Annotated in this window: 15 protein-coding genes and 1 pseudogene; 11 read left to right on the forward strand and 5 right to left on the reverse strand. The window is 50.2% G+C overall.

Annotated features, from left to right (window positions below; all coding sequences use genetic code 11):
* From Q0101_RS10165 to Q0101_RS10215, 11 genes and pseudogenes are all read left to right on the forward strand, one after another.
* Positions 1-365: pseudogene (locus tag Q0101_RS10165) on the forward strand (argininosuccinate lyase); the annotation flags it as partial.
* Positions 366-1,044: 679 nt separating this feature from the next.
* Positions 1,045-1,677 carry a uroporphyrinogen-III synthase gene (locus tag Q0101_RS10170; protein WP_297945173.1) on the forward strand — a complete coding sequence of 211 codons (633 nt, stop codon included), beginning with the start codon at positions 1,045-1,047 and terminating at the stop codon, positions 1,675-1,677.
* Between the two features lie 242 nt (positions 1,678-1,919).
* Positions 1,920-3,176 carry a phosphoribosylamine--glycine ligase gene (gene purD, locus Q0101_RS10175; protein ID WP_297945176.1) on the forward strand — a complete coding sequence of 419 codons (1,257 nt, stop codon included), beginning with the start codon at positions 1,920-1,922 and terminating at the stop codon, positions 3,174-3,176.
* The gene (locus Q0101_RS10180; protein ID WP_297945179.1) at positions 3,173-3,610 is read left to right on the forward strand and encodes an RDD family protein; all 438 of its coding nucleotides are present in this window, start codon (positions 3,173-3,175) and stop codon (positions 3,608-3,610) included. Before purD ends, Q0101_RS10180 begins: the two co-directional genes overlap by 4 nt.
* Positions 3,597-5,855 (forward strand): LPS-assembly protein LptD, encoded by a 2,259-nt coding sequence (locus Q0101_RS10185; protein ID WP_297945182.1) that lies wholly within the window; start codon positions 3,597-3,599, stop codon positions 5,853-5,855. The genes Q0101_RS10180 and Q0101_RS10185 overlap by 14 nt, the downstream gene beginning before the upstream one ends.
* Positions 5,855-6,574, forward strand: coding sequence for a phosphoribosyltransferase family protein (locus tag Q0101_RS10190; RefSeq protein WP_297945185.1), 720 nt, complete (start codon positions 5,855-5,857; stop codon positions 6,572-6,574). The genes Q0101_RS10185 and Q0101_RS10190 overlap by 1 nt, the downstream gene beginning before the upstream one ends.
* On the forward strand, positions 6,558-8,672 hold the full coding sequence (locus tag Q0101_RS10195; protein WP_297945187.1) for a polyribonucleotide nucleotidyltransferase: 2,115 nt from the start codon (positions 6,558-6,560) through the stop codon (positions 8,670-8,672). The genes Q0101_RS10190 and Q0101_RS10195 overlap by 17 nt, the downstream gene beginning before the upstream one ends.
* A gap of 21 nt (positions 8,673-8,693) precedes the next feature.
* Positions 8,694-9,548 (forward strand): universal stress protein, encoded by an 855-nt coding sequence (locus Q0101_RS10200; RefSeq protein WP_297945190.1) that lies wholly within the window; start codon positions 8,694-8,696, stop codon positions 9,546-9,548.
* 403 nt (positions 9,549-9,951) lie between these two features.
* A complete protein-coding gene (locus Q0101_RS10205; protein ID WP_297945192.1) occupies positions 9,952-10,401 on the forward strand; it encodes a hypothetical protein in 450 nt (149 codons plus the stop codon).
* Between the two features lie 29 nt (positions 10,402-10,430).
* Positions 10,431-10,712 carry a hypothetical protein gene (locus Q0101_RS10210; RefSeq protein ID WP_297945194.1) on the forward strand — a complete coding sequence of 94 codons (282 nt, stop codon included), beginning with the start codon at positions 10,431-10,433 and terminating at the stop codon, positions 10,710-10,712.
* Positions 10,713-10,918: 206 nt separating this feature from the next.
* A complete protein-coding gene (locus tag Q0101_RS10215; protein ID WP_297945197.1) occupies positions 10,919-11,368 on the forward strand; it encodes a hypothetical protein in 450 nt (149 codons plus the stop codon).
* 126 nt (positions 11,369-11,494) lie between these two features.
* Here the strand turns inward: Q0101_RS10215 and Q0101_RS10220 are convergent, their stop codons facing one another.
* From Q0101_RS10220 to Q0101_RS10240, 5 genes are all read right to left on the reverse strand, one after another.
* Positions 11,495-12,634 carry a cation:proton antiporter gene (locus Q0101_RS10220; protein ID WP_297945199.1) on the reverse strand — a complete coding sequence of 380 codons (1,140 nt, stop codon included), beginning with the start codon at positions 12,632-12,634 and terminating at the stop codon, positions 11,495-11,497.
* Between the two features lie 126 nt (positions 12,635-12,760).
* The gene (locus tag Q0101_RS10225; protein ID WP_297945202.1) at positions 12,761-13,888 is read right to left on the reverse strand and encodes a hypothetical protein; all 1,128 of its coding nucleotides are present in this window, start codon (positions 13,886-13,888) and stop codon (positions 12,761-12,763) included.
* Positions 13,885-16,245 carry a type I DNA topoisomerase gene (topA, locus tag Q0101_RS10230; RefSeq protein WP_297945205.1) on the reverse strand — a complete coding sequence of 787 codons (2,361 nt, stop codon included), beginning with the start codon at positions 16,243-16,245 and terminating at the stop codon, positions 13,885-13,887. Before topA ends, Q0101_RS10225 begins: the two co-directional genes overlap by 4 nt.
* Positions 16,242-17,504 (reverse strand): dihydroorotase, encoded by a 1,263-nt coding sequence (locus Q0101_RS10235; protein WP_297945208.1) that lies wholly within the window; start codon positions 17,502-17,504, stop codon positions 16,242-16,244. The genes topA and Q0101_RS10235 overlap by 4 nt, the downstream gene beginning before the upstream one ends.
* 30 nt (positions 17,505-17,534) lie before the next feature.
* Positions 17,535-18,189: aspartate carbamoyltransferase catalytic subunit (locus Q0101_RS10240; RefSeq protein ID WP_297945210.1), on the reverse strand; the 655-nt coding region annotated here is incomplete at its 5' end.

Here is an 18,189-nt window from a genome sequence, read left to right on the forward strand (position 1 = left end):
TTGAAATTTTAAAACAGATGCTAAAAACGGCTAAATTTAACGAGCAAAATATGCTCGCGATGACCAGGCGCGGGCACCTCACGGCGACCGATCTGGCTGATTATCTCGTGCGGGAGAAAAACGTACCGTTTCGCCAGGCGCACTTCATCACGGGAAAGGCCGTGGCGTATGCCGAAAATTTGGGTTTGGATCTTAGCGAGTTAAATGCGCAGCAGCTTGCAAGCGTGGATGAAAGCTTGGGCGCGGGCGCGGTTAAATTTCTTGATCTAAACGCTTCTAAGGAGGCGCGCAAGTCGCAAGGAGGCACGGCAAATGAGAGCGTAGAGGCACAGATTGAAATTTTAAACGAGTGGCTGAAAGGCTAAATTTAAGGAGCCAAATTTGAACGTGCGCGAGCTTTATGAGTATATAGCGGACGAGGACGGGCATTTTTCATTGAGCTCGGCGGGGCGATGAGAACGAAAAAGAGTGCAATAAAAAATAGCACGCTAGCGGAGTTTTTTAAGCGCAAGGATGAAATTTTAAGCGTTTCAAAATTTAGGCGGCAAAATTTTGAAATTTTGCGATCGTGTCTTTAAATTTGAAACTTCGGCGATCTGTGTGGATGCATACACGGGCTAGGCGGGATTAGCGAGCGGCGGCGCGTTAGCTGTGTCCTGAGCGGGCCTCTCGACAGTGTTTTAAGTGCTTGCCGCGACCCGCTAAGTAAAATTTAAGAACGGCGGCGCGTCCTAAGCTGGCTTTAGAGAAGGCGCCTGAGGCTATAAAGTTAAATTTAAAAGACCGAGCCGGCGCAAAGTGGAGTGCTTGGTTGCAAATTTAGACAATGAGATAAAATTTTAAAAAAGCGTGCCGCCGCTAGACTGCTTAAGCGTGACTAAATAAGCGTAGGCAGGTCAGACAGGCGGTTTTGCCCAGGCAAAAAGGGCGGCTCGGAGTAGAATTAAGTCGAAGCAAATCAAATAATATTTTCTTTGTTTCTACGCGTCGTGGAGGTAGGAGTGAGGCTGAATCAAAGTAAATTTAAATATTTTGGAGGGCGTTTTGATATATCTGGTGTCTAATACGAGATTTGATCATCCGCAGGTGAGGCAGCTTGCGGTCTGCGAGATAAAATTTCTCAAATTTAGCCTGCCTACGCAGATCGGCGCGCTAATTTTTACCTCCAAAAACGCGGTGGCGGCGATAAAATTTAATGAAATTTCACTTGATTTAGATACCCCCGTTTACGCTATCGGCGAGCCGTGCGCTGCGGCTGCGCGCGAGTTTGGATTCCGCGATATTTTTCTGGCGCGGCACGGGCACGGAAACGAGTTTGCCGCCGAGATCGCGCCGCTCTTGCGGGGCAGAGATGCACTGTATCTGCGCGCACGCGAGACGGTATCGAAGCTGGAGCAAATTCTATCTAGCGCCGGCGTGCGGCTGCAAAGCGTGATCGCCTACGAAAATTCTATCCTCAGCCTACCTGCCGCCGCAAAGCCGCCGCAAGGCAGTACGCTGATTTTTACCTCGCCTAAAAACGTTCGCGGTTTTACCGCAAATTTCGGCTGGGACGGGGGCTATAAGGCGATCTGTATCGGTAGGACGACGGCGAGCGTTTTGAGCGAGTTTTGCGAGCCGATAATCTGCGAAAGAATGTCGATAAAATCCTGCGTCGATCTGGCGCTTTTGCCATAGTTTAAGCAAATTTAGACTATAATTTTGCCCAAGCCTGGGTGAAGCGAGAGCGTTTTATATGAGGGTTCAACATATTTGTATAAGCGACGACGTGAGAGGTCCGTGTGACGCGGCTCGGCTTGAGCTTTTTTAAAGTTACGGGTTGCGACCTAGAGATTTTTCCTAGTTGCAAGATTGGCTTTGTTTGAGCCGATTCTTTTTACGCAACGCTCACTTGGGTTTTTTACGTTATGGAGGCTTCATTGAATATCCTAATAATCGGCGGCGGCGGTAGAGAATACGCGATCGGGCTAAGACTTCGCGAGGATAAAAACGTTTTAAATCTGTATTTTGCTCCGGGAAACGGCGCGACTAAGGCGCTCGGTAAAAATTTAGATTTAAAAGATTTTGATGAACTTGCGCTCTTTGCCAAAAACAACGACGTAGCTCTTACTATCGTGGGTGCCGAAGAGCCGCTTACAAAAGGGATCGTGGATATTTTCAAAGCGCAGGGTCTCGCGATATTCGGTCCTAGCGCCGCTGCGGCGAAGCTTGAGGGCTCCAAAGCCTATATGAAAGACTTTCTGGCGCGAAATCATATCAAAACCGCAAAATTCCTAAGCAGCGACGATCTATCCGAAATTTCAAAATTTATAGACGGCCTAAACGGCCGCGTCGTGGTCAAAGCAGACGGCCTGTGCGCGGGCAAGGGCGTCATCATCGCAAATTCCAAAGATGAAGCTAAAAAAGCCGCCGCGGATATGCTAAGCGGCGAAAGCTTCGGCGAAGCTGGCAAGCGCGTCGTCGTGGAGGAGTTTTTAGATGGTTACGAGCTGAGCTTTTTTGCGATCTGCGACGGGGAGAATTTCGTAAGTCTGCCCGTAGCGCAGGATCATAAAAAGCTTCTTGACGGCGATCTGGGCCCGAACACCGGCGGCATGGGAGCCTATGCGCCAAGCTCGCTAGCGGATGCCGCGCTGATCAAAAGAGTGCAGAGCGAGATCGTCGCACCCACGCTAAAAGGGATGCAGCAGCAGGGCGCGCCCTTTTGCGGCGTGCTATTCGTAGGGCTTATGATCGTGAGCGGCGAGCCTTACGTGCTGGAGTACAACGTCCGCTTCGGCGATCCGGAGTGCGAGGTTTTGATGCCGCTAATCGACGGAAATTTGAGCGAAATTTTATACAACGCCGCCGTAGGCAAGCTAAGTAGCATAAGCCTAAAAGAGCGATTTGCAGTGGGCGTCGTGATGGCTAGCGAGCGCTATCCTTACGGCTCTTCGAAGCCTGCGCTGATCGAGGTCGGCGGAATTCCCGCGGGAGCCCATATCTGCTACGCAGGCGTGAGTGAGCGGGACGGGCAAATTTGCGCTAGCGGCGGACGCGTTTTGGTAAACGTGGGCGTCGCACAGAGCCTAAAGCAGGCGCGCGACGCGGCTTACGCGCTGTGCGAAAATATAAAATTTAGCGGCGCGCAGTATAGGCGCGATATCGCGTATCAAGCCTTAAGAGATAAAATTTGAACATCGCTCCGCTTGGCAAGCGCGTAATCGCGTTTAGTATTGACGAAGCGGTGAGCGCAACGCTTTTTGTGGTCGTGCTATTTGCTATCGACGGGCCAGAGCTTGTCGCAGCGGCGCAGAGCGGAAGCAATTTTGAGGTACAAAAGATCGCGTCAAAATTCATTTTGCATTACGCGATAATAAAATTTTTATATCAGGCGATTTTTGTCTATCTATACGGCGCGACGCTAGGCAAGCTTGCGGTTAAAATTTATTGCGTCCGCGCTGACGGCAGCTCTATGGATATCGCTACTGCAGCGATCCGCGCGGCGGTTAGGTTGATAAGCGAGATGATCTTTTATATGGGATTTTTGGTGGCGCTTTTTACGAACTCGCGTCAGAGCCTGCATGATATGGCGGCGAAAACATTGGTGGTAGAGATTGAAAAAGAGTAAAAAATTTAAAATTCTAGCGCTTAGTTTTAGCGCTCTTTTAGCAAGCAGCGCGAGCGCAAAGGTCCAAGACGTCGAGCTTATAGCAGATAATGTCGAGAAAAATGGCTTTTTGACAGAGGCGAGCGGCAACGTAACGGTGTATTCACAAGACTACTTTATCACCGCCGATCGCGCTACATACGACGAGCAAAACGGCATCATCGAGCTTTTCGGCAACGTCAATGCGATGCGCGGCAGCAGCGAGACCACGCGCGCCCAGCACGTCAAAATCGATCTGAAAAACGATAAGCAGCAAGCCGACGTAAATTTTATGATGGATAAGGACTCCGAGCTTTGGATGCAAAACGACGCCAGCTGCAGCGATAGCGAGTATTACCGCGTGGAGGGCTCCAGCGTATCTAGCTGCAACGTTACCGATCCCGATTGGCGCATTAAATTTAGCAGCGGCATGCTCAACAAAGAGAGCAAATTCCTCCATCTTTTCAATCCGAGATTTTATGTGGGCGACGTACCGGTGCTCTATCTGCCGTATTTCGGCTTCCCGACTGATCGCACGCGCCGCACGGGCTTGCTGCCTCCAGAGGCTGGCTACATCAACAAGGAAGGGATTTACTACAAGCAGCCGATCTATTTTGCGCCTTACGATAGCTGGGATTTTCAGCTCGATCCGCAGGTGCGCACGCGCAGGGGCTTTGGCGTATACGGGACATTTCGCTTCACGGAGTCGCCGTATTCTTACGGCGAGATTAGAGGCGGAGTTTTCGATAACTTTTCGCGGGCGCAAAAGCGGCTCGAATACAAAAACGAGCGTCATCACGGCTTTGAAGTGCAATACGATCGCAGCAAGCTTGCGACCTATCTGCTAGACGGCGATCTGCGCGAAAATTTATGGATCGATTTTACTCAGCTAAACGACCTTGAATACTACGATCTGAAGGAAAAGGGAGGTCTTGGCAACGATGCGGATAACTCGCTCGTAACTTCACGGCTGAATTATTATTTGACCGGTGACGAGCACTATTTTGGCGCTTACGGACGATACTACATCAATACGAGTAAGCTAAACGCCGATAATACTTTCCGCAATGAAGATACCGTCCAAGAGCTTCCGACGCTGCAATATCATAAATTTAGCAATGATTTGGGGCTACCAAATTTGATCTATTCGCTTGATGCAAAAGCGCGTAATTACACTAGATGGGAGGGCGCGACTGCTCGCCAATACGAGTTTGATGTACCGATTAGTATAAGCACGCCGCTACTGGCGGATTATTTAAATTTCGCCTTTACCGAGCGAGTGTATATGACTAATATCGATTGGCACGATAAATTCTACTACGCAAACGGAGATCTTGGCGAGGATAAAAGCACTTTCTACGCTAATCAATACACCGAGCTTTCGCTCTACACCGACGTAGCCAGGGCTTACGATAGCTTGTATCACACTATGAGCTGGAGGGCGGATTTTAGAATTCCCGGATGGCAGCAAGGCGACATCGAGGATAGAATTTTAAAGTATCATCAGTATAAATACGACCTTGCTCGCGGCGCAGTAGATCGCTCGCGGCTGGGTAACTTGCAAGACTCGCTTTATTGGGAGGATAACTTTTTAAGCGAGCTGAAGGACGAATACACCCACGAAAACGCGGCTTTGGGTATGACGCAGTTTTTTTACAACGACGAAGGGCGTAAATTTTTACGCCACAGCGCTAAGCAGCGATATGACTTCGACGATCATGAGTTTGACGATTTAGAACACCGCATCGATGCGTATTTTGCAAATGGGCTAAATATCGGAAACCGCTTTACCTACTCACATAAATATAAAAGCTTCGATAAGGTCTATACCTACGCCAACTACTCCAACGACGACTTTAGCTTTGGACTCAGCCACGCTTACGAATACGAAAAGCTAAGCATGGAGCCTAAACGCTATACGAAAGATAACTACGGCATCGTAAACGCCTCGGTAAATTTGCCTAGGAATAATAAAATTTTCGGTCGTTGGGATTACGACTTGGAGCGATCTTATTCTAAAATGTGGCGCGTGGGGCTTTCTCATACGCGCAAGTGTTGGAATTACTCTTTTGTGTATCAAGAGGATATCGAGCCTAAAAATACCAGTACGATGGGCTACAGCAAAGCAAGCAAGGAGCGCGGAATTTACTTTCTCGTAAATTTCTATCCGTTCGGCGGAGTAGGGTATGATTTTTCAGTAGATAGTGAATACGGAAGCGAAAAATAATGACGCCTAGAGCTGAGCTGATGTTTGAAAACCAAATCGACGCCGCGATGAAACTCGCAGAAATTTTACCCGCTACCGTGATCAAAAACGAAAATTTTCTAATAATCGCTCAATCCCTGGAGTCGCTTCCTATCGCAAATCATCTTGCTCTAAAGCTGGGACTTCATTATGAGTTTTTATTCACAGAGCCCGTTTTGGCACCCAATAATCCGGAATGCGCGATCGCGTGCGTAAGCGAAACCCAAGAGATCGTGATGGTAGATGAGCTCGTGCGAAGCTTCGGCATCAGCCTGGATTATGTTTACGGACAGGCAAACAGACTTTATGAGGAGAAAATTTTAAAAAACATGTATAAATTTCGCAAGGGCGAGCTCTTGGGAAATTTAGAGAAAAAAAACGTCATCTTGGTAGATGAGGGGTGTGAGAGCGGGCTGACCGCGCTTACTTGCATAAAGACGCTCGTAAGCTTAAACGCCAAAGCGATCTTCTACGCCACTCCCGTTATCGGCAGCGATAATGCGGACGAGATCGCTACGCTGGTGGATGGAATTTATGCTGTTCACAAGATCAGAGACTTTGTGAATGTGGATTTTTATTACAAAGAAAAAACGCTCTCAAGTGCGGAGGAGATAATGCAAATTTTAAACAAATGCCCGCTTTATCTGCCGTTTCACGAGACTAACAAAAACAAGGAGAAAATTAATGCAGTGCAAAATTGAAGTAAATGGCAATACCGAAATTTTCGATATCAATAAGGTCGCAAAGCAAGCCGCGGGCGCGGCGCTTTTGCGCGTGAAAAATACCGTCGTGCTGGCTACCGTAGCGCGCGAAGAGACGCAGGTGCAGGAGGACTTTTTGCCCCTTACCGTGCAGTATATCGAAAAGATGTACGCGGCGGGCAGAATCCCCGGAGGCTACATCAAGCGCGAGACCAAGCCTGGCGATTTTGAGACGCTCACGAGCCGCATCATAGATCGCTCGCTGCGCCCGCTCTTTCCAAAGGGCTATGCATATCCGACGCAGATCGTAGTTTACGTGCTATCGGCAGATCCCGAAGTTGATCTGCAAGTCGTCGCTCTTAATGCGGCGTCTGCGGCGCTGTATCTTAGCGACATCCCGATTAAAGCGCCCGTTTGCGGCGTGCGCATAGGCTATCAAAACGGAAGCTTCATCTTAAATCCGAGCAACTCCGCGCTTAAAAATAGCGCACTTGATCTTTACGTAGCCGGCGTCGGCGATGAGCTTTTGATGATCGAGATGCGCTCCCTGCCGCAGATTAACGGCGGCGCGCAGCAGATGAATGAATTTGGCGAAGATCTGATGGTGGATGCGATCGATTTTGCCGCAAAGGCGATAAGCGCGGGCTCAAACGCTTACGAAGAGGCTTTTTTGCCGCTTAAAAAGCCCGATGCGAGCCTAGAGTATAAACCCGAGATCGAGGATGAGGATATTGCGGACTTCATCGACGCAAATTACAAAGACGCCGTTAAAGCGGCGATCAATCAGATGGCAAAGAGCGAGCGCGCTACCGAACTAAACAAAATCGTGGATCAAATTTTAGCGACCGAGGCTGCGGCGCAAAACGAATGGAGCCAAGAGGTGATCTCTAGCGTCATCGGCAAGTATAAGCGCGGCATCATCCGCACGCAGATCATCGAGGATCGCCGCAGAGCCGACGGGCGCGCGCTTGATGAGGTTCGCCCGATCAGTATCGAGACAAATATCCTGCCGTGCGCGCACGGAAGCTGCCTATTTACGCGCGGGCAGACGCAAGCTTTAGTCGTCACCACGCTGGGCGGCGATAGCGATGCGCAGCTAAGCGACAGCCTAACGCAGCTTGAGCCGATCAGCGATAGATTTATGTTTAACTACAACTTCCCGGGCTTTTGCGTCGGCGAAGCAAGTCCGCTCAAAAGCCCAGGCAGACGCGAGCTAGGACATGGAAATTTAGCCAAAAGAGCGCTATATCCAAGTATCGATCTAAACTCGCCGCAGTCTATCCGCGTGGTGAGCGAAATTTTAGAGAGCAACGGCTCAAGCTCGATGGCTTCGGTCTGCGGCGGCGCGCTATCGCTTCGGGCGGCGGGTGTGCCTACGCTAAAGCTCGTTGCTGGCGTAGCGATGGGCTTAATTTTTGAGGGCGAAAAACACGCCGTGCTAACCGACATAATGGGGCTTGAGGATCACGACGGCGATATGGATTTTAAGGTCGCGGGCACCTACGAGGGCATCACCGCGCTTCAGATGGATATCAAGCTCGGCGGTATCAGCCTGGAGGTTTTAAAAGAGGCTCTAGCGCAGGCAAAGCAGGCTCGCGCGCATATTTTGGGCATAATGGAGCAGGCGAACGCAGCAATCGTCATAAATGAAGATGTGCTTCCGAAGCTTGAAATTTTTAGCGTCGAGGCGAGCAAAATCCCGGACATCATCGGTCAGGGCGGCAAGGTTATAAAAGAGATCACCGAAAGCTTCGGCGTAAATATCGATCTGGATCGCGAAAAGGGCGAGGTCAAGATCCAGGGTGCCAAAGCTAGCGCCGTATCGGGCGCGAAAGAGAAAATTTTATCGATAGTTTCAAATTCTCGAGATTTTCGCAAGCCGCGCAATGAGCGCAAAGAGGTAAAATTTCAGATCGGCGAGGAGTTTGACGGCGTGGTGCAAAGCGTGCTGGATTTTGGTACCTTCATCTCGCTACGAGACGGCGTGGACGGGCTGCTGCGCGCTAAATTTATCACGACGCCTTACAAGGCAGGCGATGTGGTGCGAGTGCGCGTGACCGAGCAAAAAGGCTCTAAAATTTCACTGGAATTAGCTTAAAATTTTAATAGGAGCGTAAAGATGCAGCTTAAAAAGATATTTTTCCCTATCGGCGGCGGCGAGGAACTGGCAGAGCGCATACACGGAGCGCTGCTAGTGAATAAATTTTTCGGCGCGCACATCAACATAATGGCGTGCCAGCTCGATCCTAAGATGATCTACAACGTCCGTATGACGCTAAAAGGCGGCGTGCTGATGGAGGAATTTTTAAAATCCGCAGGAGACGAGATGCAGGCCGAGCGCGAGGTGATCAGAGCGATCTTCGACGCCGAATGCGCCAAGCTGGGTTTAGATCAAAGCGACGACGATCACGTCCCAAATAGCGCCGCTTTGAGGCATATGGTGGGCATCCGCTCCGAGCTAGTCGAGAAATACTCCAAATATTGCGATTTGGTGCTGGTCTCCGTGCCGCCTACGGGCTCTATCACGGGCACGTTCGAGGCGGCGGTCACCAAAAGCGGCAAGCCTTGCATCGTCATACCGCGCAAGCTGCAGGAGTTTAGGGCGGATAAAATTTTAGTTTCGCTTACCGGCACTGCGGCGTCTGCAAGGGCGCTTGATAATTGGCTAGAGCTTTTACAGCGCGCCAAATCCGTCACCGTCATTACCGCAAATCACTACCTTCAGGATGATCTTGCCGAAACTAAGCGCCGCATAAGCGACTATCTAGCCTTGCATGACGTTAAAATCGATGTTTTTGAGGCGTTAAATGCCGAGGGCAAGATCCCGGGACAGGTGCTACTAGAGTATGCAGACGCGGGCGATTTCGACCTCATCGTCGCGGGCTTACACTCAGACAGCGGCATAAAAGAAATTTTCTTAGGCGGCGCGTCGAAATACTTCCTGCAAAAGACGAAAATTCCGGTCTTAATGTAGCTTGAAGCTTAGACGCCGTGTCGCGGCATATCTCCCGCATAGCGTCTAGGCTTAAGTCGGCTTTCGGGTCGGTTCTAATTAGATAGGCGTAAAATCCTTAGCCGTTGCGGCTTTGCTAGCTTGTCTGTAAATCGCGCGGTTTGCTATTTTGCGGATGGGTTGAGATTAATTTTTGCCGCTAGCTTTGCTCTCTAGCCGCGTTTGCTTTGCCGCGGCCAGAGAGCAAGTATATCTGCGGCGAGCAGAGTTAGCGGTCGCGGCAAGCGCGCCGGTCTATCTTTAAGCGTGCGAGTTTGGAATTCGTTTCTTTGCTCGCCATTTTCGGCTGCGTCGTGAAATTTCGCATAAATTTGAACTTGAAATTTCTGCTTGCACGCTAAATTTTAGATCTCAAGGAGCGCAGATGGCGTTTGAAAATGCAATCATTACAAAAGAGGATGATGAGAAGTATGGATTGAGTGCGCTATATGGTAAGTATAATTATGGAGCAAAGTTGCCAAATCTAAATTTTACAATAGATAGGCAATTAGATTGCTGGCTTTTAAAAATTTATAGCTTTCCAGATCCGAATTACGATAGAGCGTTGCTTGCAAAAGCCGTATGGATCTTATGTTGCGATAGCACTCAAATATATGTAGTGTTGGATCAAAAGGTAGCGGATATGCGATCGGACGAATTCCACAGAATCTGGGAGCTTCTAGATTTAAAACCAAATCATACGCAAAATCTTAGTAAGCAAGATATTTTATGCCTGTTAAAAGAAATTTTAGAAGTATATAGGGACTGTGATTTGTGGAAACCGGAACCAAATTATACTATGGAACTCCAAGATCTAACTGATCATAAAATCTAAAATTATTAAAATTTCTTGAGGAGGAGAGAATGGCGTTTGAAAATGTGATCATCACTAAAGAGGATGATGAGAAGTATGGATTGAGTGAAATTTACTACAAATATAATCCGAAACGCGAAGTTTTTATCAATAAACAAGATTGGGTGATAAACAGAGAGCTTGATTGTTGGCTATGGGATATCTTTTATTTCCCCGATCCCGAATATGAACATGGAACTCTTGTTAAAGCTATTTGGATTTTATATTATAAAGGTGAAATTATTGAGGCTATCCTTGATTATGACATCGACAGAGCGCTAAGAGCTAAGTAATTTCATAGAATTTGGCAGCTACTTGATCTAAATCCAAAACAAACTAAATTGATTTCAAGGGATGAAATAATTATACTTTTAAACAATGCTTTGCAAACATATGGATATGATGGTGTATGGGAGCAAATCCCAAACTGCACTATGGAACTACAAGACTTAACCGATCGTAAAATCTAGAATTATTAAAATTTTTTGAGGAGGAGAGAGTGGCATTTGAAAATGCAATCATTACAAAAGAGGATGATGAGAAGTATGGATTGAGCGAAATTTACTACAAATATAATCCATACTATAAGACTTTTATTAATGAGCTCGATTGGACTATTGATCGAAATGCAGATTGTTGGCTAATGCCAGTATATAGTTTTCCTGATCCAGACTATGATCATGCAAGCCTTGCTAAAGGCATTTGGATTTTATATCATAAAGGTGAAATTATTGAAGTCACATTGGATTATATATTTGATGAAGGTAAAAAGCTTCATCGAATTTGGCAACTTTTGGAATTGGCTCCAAAAACCACAAATACTCTTTCTAAAAAGGATATAGTAGCTTTGCTATTCAAAATTTTGAAAGTTTATGGCTATGCCGGAACATGGCAAAAAGAAAACTACACTATGGAACTCCAAGACCTAACCGATTGCGGCGTAAAATAGGGCTTTAAATTTAACTCCATCTTAGTCCCGTATCAAATCAAATTTTATAGAATTCTAAAATTTCGCAAAATTTTGAAATTCTAAAATTCCAAAATCCTATAATCTTAAAATTCTAAAATTCCCACCCTAAAATTTCTTGTAAATCAAATTTATCAAAATCATCGACGCGAGCGTCTCTATGAGCGAGGCGATGATCATCGCGAAGTATATCTCTTGCGAGATCGCGGCGGTGGAGTAAAAGAGCGTCGCCGTGGCGATGACGAGGGTTAGCGGCATAGATAACGATAGCGCGAAAAGCACCGCGCCTTTGCGCCCCATGGTGCTTAAAAACGTAGCGCTCGCAAGCAGTCTGATACCAAACATCAGCGCCGCTAGGCTCGCGGCAAAGCTCATCACTCCGGGCATAAGAAGCGCCTCAAGCCTGATCACGGCTCCGGTGTGTATGAAAAATATCGGCACTAAAAAGCCAAAGCCGAACGACGAAAGCTTCTCGATGAGGTCGTCCTTGTGCGAGAAAAAGGTCGGCAGAAAGGTGCCCGCGATGAAGGCGCCGATGACGACCTCAAGCCCTAAAAGCATCACCCCCGCGCAGATGAGGCAAAATAGCGCCATCGCAAATCGCACGTCCTTTTCGTTTTTGTCGTATTTGGGCATGATGACCGTTTTTAGCGCGGGGAACCACCAAAATAGAATTTCAAGCCCTTTAAAAACAGCTAGCGCGGCGACCGAAAAGCCCAAAAGCGCGCCGATATGAAGCGCCATCTCTACGCCGAAGCCGTTTTTAAGGTAGATGCCGCCCACTGTGAGGACGGCGATGCTGATGAGTTCGCCGATCACGCCCGCGGGCATCGCGAGATTTAGCCACGCTTGATCCTTGCCGTATTCCTTATACAGCGCCGAAAGCAGCCCGACGCTCATCAAAGGCGCTGCGATGATAAGCATCTGCGGCAGTTCAAACATCCAAACCGCAAGCGCGCTTAGGATATAAAGCAGCGCCAAAAAGATTAGGATCAGCCGCAAAATTTTGCGCGGCATCGCAAGCAGCGCGCGGAAATCCACCTCGCAGCCCGCCAAAAACATAAGGTAGCAAAAGCCGATCTGAGCGGCTAGATCGAAGGTTGCGCTTGGCGGCAAAAGCCCTAAATTTGCGGCTATGATGCCAAGCATGATCTCCATGGGCGAGAGCGGAATTCTAGCTAGGCTAGCCAAAAAGGGCGAAGCAAAGATCAAAAACGATAGCGCGATTAGGACGTAAATTTCATTCATACGCTTTGGCCTCGCACCCTTTTATATTTTTCCCACGCTGTTTTAGAATTTTTTCGTATCTTTCTAGCATTTTCTCTGGTTGCTCAGGGGCTTTTCTTATCATTTCAAGACTTCCTTTCATTCGCTTTATAGTTCTTTGCGCTGCGAACGGAGACGAGATGCACGCAATTTTTGCTCTTGTGCCACGACGTAAGCAAACTCGAAAAGCCGCTTTTTGCGTCCACAAATCTCGCCAGGATTTAGCACGAGCGCGCCGTTTTTATTTACCGCCGCGGCGAGATAGTGGGTATGGCCGTAAATTTTGATAGTTGAAATTTTATCTGCGCCGCATCCGCATAGACCCCGATTTTTACTTTCGCCGCCTGCATTGAGCTCAGAATTCGCGGTCAAATTTGAGCCCAAGTTCAGCGCGGTTAAATTTGCGCATGAGTTTGGTGCGGATAAATTCGCGTTTAAGCTCGGCGCCGTTAAATTTACTGCGCGATCCGCACCCGAGCTTGCTTTAGAGTTCATATCTGGGCTCGTATTAGTGGCTAAATTCGCGCTTGCATTTGAGTTTAAATTTACGTTTGAGTTCGCGCCTGCATTCAAGCTCGCATTTAAACCCGCGGATTGCCCACTTTTTAAATTTACGCTCGCTTTATGCGCGTTTTTGAAATTTTCGTCTGCGCGGAGCGCACTATCTAAAATTTTATCAACGTCCGCGCCATTAGAATTTGCGCCTAAATTTACCGAGCAAGCCGCCGTTTTAGAATTTGCAACTAAAATTTCCCCGCGATCTGCTCTGCAGTTTGAGCCTAAATTCGTGCCGCAACTTACTTCGACGCTAAAGCTAGAATTTTTGACTAGGTCTGCGCTGAAATCCTTGCGAAAATTTACCGCGCGATCCGTGTCTGTGCGAAAGCCAAAATCCGCGGCGAAGCTTGGCCTGTCTGCTTCATTTTGCACCGCGGGCTCCTCGTCAAAGAGATAAAACGGATGGTGCATGATTTTTAGTCGCAGCCCAGCAAACTTCGTGCAAAAAGGCTCATCGTGCAGGTTGAAGTCATTTTTTAGCTCCGCAAGCGCTTCGTCGTTGTTCCCTAAAACCGCGAAGTAGGGCTTGCCGCTTTGTCGCAAAAGCCGCAGCGTCTCGCTCTCGACGATGCCCTCTGCGTGCACGAGCAGATCCGCTCCGCGCGCGAGCAGCCACTCTATGGCGCTGGCAGCGACCTTTGTTTCGCGATTAGAGTCCGAAATGGCGCCTATTATCAATCGATCTCTTCTTTAAACTTGCACTGCGGACACTCGGCGAAGTTGCCTTTTTTCAGCTCTTTGCGGAGCATGTATGAGTTGCCGCACTGCGGGCATGCGCGCGCGATCGGTGCGTAGTTGCTCACAAAGTTGCATTTAGGGTAGTTCGTGCAGCCGTAGAATTTGCCGCGTCTGGAGAAGCGCTCGACGATCTCGCCCGTGCCGCAGCTCGGGCACTTAACGCCGGTGGAGAGCAGCGGCTTTTTCTCTTTTGCCGCGCCTTCGATTTTACGCGAGTATTTGCACTTCGGATAGCCCTCGCAAGCGATAAACTCGCCGTATCTACCCTTGCGCTTGATCAAATTTTTACCGCACTGCGGGCATTTTTCATCTAGCACTTCGGGCGCCTCCTTCTCCTCGCTCGCCTCCTCGGCGCTGGCGTCCGCGTTACGCGAGTATTTGCATTTCGGATAGTTCGAGCAAGCGATGAACTTGCCGAATCTGCCCTGGCGCCTAAGTAGCTCGCCGCCGCAGTTCGGGCAGGTCTCGCCGATCTTTTCGACTAGCTTTTGGCTTGCGATCGACGTTTTTCCTTTGGCGATCTCGTCCATAAAAGGGTAGTAGAAATCTGCCAAAATTTGCTGCCAGTCCGCTTTGTTTTCGGCGATATCGTCGAGCTTTTCTTCCATTTTGGAGGTAAACTCGCTATCGACGATGTTTTTAAAATTTTGCTCCAGCATCTCGGTAATCTTAAAAGCGATCTCGCTCGGCACTAGGTGCTTTTGCTCGATATTTACGTAGTTGCGCGCCGTAAGCAGCGATATGGTAGGCGCATAGGTCGAGGGCCTGCCGATGCCTAGGCTTTCGAGCTTTTTGATGAGGCTTGCTTCCGAATAGCGCGCCGGCGGCTCAGTGAAGTGCTGCTGCGAGCTCAGGCTTTGCAGGCTCATCGCATCGCCCACATCGAAGTTCGGTAAAATTTTGTCCTTATCCAGATCGCCGTAAGCCTTGTAAAATCCGTCAAATTCTACCTTGCGTCCGCTGATCTTAAACGCGCCCGCTTCGCCGCGTACGATGATCGTTTGGATCTGCGAAACGCTAGGGCTCATCTGCGAGGCTACGAAGCGGTTGTAGATGAGCGCGTAAAGGCGGTATTCGTCGCGAGGCAAGATTTTTTGCGCGAGCTCGGGGGTAAGCTTCAGATCGGTAGGCCTTATTGCTTCGTGCGCTTCCTGTGCGCCTTTGCTTTTGGTAGCGTATAAATTCGCGCTTTTGGGCAGATATTTTTCGCCGAAGTGCTCCTCTATGAGCTCGCGAGCCGCCGCGATCGCTTCTTTGGCGATATTCAGCGAGTCGGTTCGCATGTAGGTAATCGCGCCGCCGTTTTTGGTATTGACGCCCTCATAAAGGCTCTGCGCGAGGCTCATCGTCTTGCGCGGATTAAAGCCCAGAGCCGTGCTTGCCGCCTGTTGTAGCGTCGAGGTCATAAACGGCGGATAGGGGTTCGTCTTGCGCGATTTGCTCTCGATACTCTCTACGTTAAATCTGTCTTTTTGCAGCGTCAGGACGATCTCGCTAGCTTGCGCCGCGTTTTTAACCGAGAGCTTTTCCATCTTTTTGCCGCGAAATTCCACGAGCTCGGCTTCCAAGTCCTTCTTAAAAACCGCGTCGATGCTGTGAAATTCTACCGGTTTAAAATTTAAAATTTCACGCTCGCGATCGACGACGATTTTAAGCGCGGCGCTTTGGACGCGACCCGCGCTTAAGCCGCGCTGGATCTTTAAATTTAAAAGCGGACTTAGTTTATAGCCTACGATGCGATCGAGCAGGCGGCGCGCTTGTTGGGCGTTTACGCTTGCGATATTTAGCTTGCGCGGCGAACTTAGCGCGTTTGAGATCGCGCTTTTGGTGATCTCGTGAAATACGATACGCGGCAGCTCCTCCGCCTGCAGTGCAGCGATCTCATCCGGCTCCGTGCCGTCGGGGACGATCACTCCCTTCATCGAGCCTGCAGCGCGGATATGTCGCGTCACTGCTCGCGTGTCTACGTTATAAAGGCACGGAACCTTGCTCTGCGTGAGAAAGTCAATCAAGCTCTTCTCAGACTGCCAATTATTCGGTGCATCACAGAGTTCACCGATGACAAAGCCGCGCACAAACGGGCGGCGGGACTGCATAAATTTCTCTGCCGTACCGTAGTTCCCAATCAGCGGGTAAGTCATCGTGAGAATCTGTCCGCAGAACGACGGGTCGGTCAGACTTTCCTGATACCCCGTCATGGTCGTCGTAAAGACAACCTCCCCCACCGTCTTTGCGCTGCCGTCCAGCAGCTCTCCCGCATAGGACGAACCGTCCTCCAAAATCAGTTTTCCTCTCATATTGTTATGACTCCGTCCTTCATCACAATATTCCCGTCCACGACCGTCAGCACAGCCTTTCCTCGAAGTTCCCGTCCGACAAACGGCGAGTGGCTTCCCCGCGTGTAGAACTTTTTCTCGTCCACCGTCCAGACACAGTTCGGATCAATGACCGTCACATCCGCCGGTGCCCCCTCGCGCAGCGTCCCCACATCGAGATGAAAGATGCGCGCAGGCGCATAGGTCATACGCTCGATCAGCGTCTCGAGCGGGAGCTTCCCCGTGTGAACCAGCTCCGTCATGAGCACCCCAAGTGCCGTCTCAAGCCCCGGGAAGCCGCTCGGCGCATAGATGTACTCGCGATCCTTCTCCTCACGTGCGTGCGGGGAGTGATCCGTTACGACCATATCAATCGTCCCGTCAAGCAGACCCGCCAGCATGGCCGCTGTGTCTTTTTCCGTCCGCAGCGGCGGATTGACCTTCGTTGAGCTGTCCGTTGGATCGACGCAGTCCTCCGTCATCGTGAGATGATGCGGGGTGACCTCTGTCGTCACGTGCACACCGCGCGCCTTCGCCTCGCGTACCAGCTGAACGGCACGCGCCGAGCTGATGTGGGCAACATGGACATGCGCACCCGCATACTCGGCGAGCATGATGTCGCGCGCGACGGCAATATCCTCGGCGACAATCGGACGCCCCTTGATGCCGAGCATCGCACTGCGATGCCCCTCATTCATGGCGCCCTCCTCTACGAGAGAGGTATCTTCCTCATGATTGATGATCGCCTTATCAAACGGCGCAAGATAGTCGTATGCACTGAGGAGAACCTTTGCCGACGGATCGAAGTGACCATCGTCTGAGAAGGCGACCGCTCCCGCCTCAACCATATCGCCGAGCTCTGCCAGCTCCTTGCCCTCCTGGTTCTTCGTCACAGCACCGATGATGCGGATGTGCATGACTGCCGCCTCTTCGGCGCGCTTCTGCAGGCTCTTCACCAGTGCCGCCGTATCGACGACAGGGCGCGTGTTCGGCATCGTCGCAATCGTCGTATATCCCCCTGCCGCTGCGGCGCGCGAGCCGGAAGCAAAATCCTCCTTTGCCTCCTGACCGGGCTCGCGGAAATGCGTGTGCATATCGATCAGACCGGGCACAACGACCTTTCCCGCAGCATCGTAAATCTCCGCGCCGTCGGCGGCAAGATTTGCGCCAACGGCGCGGATCACACCGTCCTCGACGAGGACATCGGCAACTTCATTTCGTTTGGAGGCGGGATCAATCACCCGTCCCCCTTTCAGCAGCAACGCACGCATTCAGGCCTTCCCTCCCATCAGTACCAGTGTAAAGAGCGCCATCCGCACGGCGACCCCGTTTTTAACCTCCTCCTGGATCCGCGACTGTACGCCGTAGGCGACGGACTCGGAGATCTCCCATCCCTTATTCATCGGGCCGGGATGCAGCACGAGAGCATCCTCCTTCGCCAGTGCGAGCCGCTCCTCACTGAGCCCGTAGATGCGCGCGTACTCACGCGTCGACGGGAACAGCCCGCCCTTCATGCGCTCGAGCTGTATGCGCAGCACCTCGACTACGTCAGCCCCCTCAAGAGCATCCTCCACGCGGTCATGGATCGTGACGCCCTCCTCCTCACACAGAAAGCGCGGCAGGAGGGTGCGCGGTCCCGCGATATGGACATCCATCCCCATCTTTCGCATGCCCTGAATGTCAGAACGCGCCACACGGCTGTGCAGAACATCACCGAGAATGGCAACCTTCAGCCCTGCGAGTTTCCCCTTGTTTTCCTCAATCGTATAGAGATTAAGCAGGCCCTGTGAGGGATGCGCATGCGCGCCGTCCCCCGCATTGATGATGACGGGAGAGACCGCCTTGGCGGCGTAGGCAGCTGCGCCCTCAGCTTTATGCCGCATGACAATGGCATCCACGCCCATCGCCTCGATCGTATAAAGCGTG

The sequence above is a fragment of the uncultured Campylobacter sp. genome (genome assembly GCF_937921625.1).
Classification (GTDB): domain Bacteria; phylum Campylobacterota; class Campylobacteria; order Campylobacterales; family Campylobacteraceae; genus Campylobacter_B.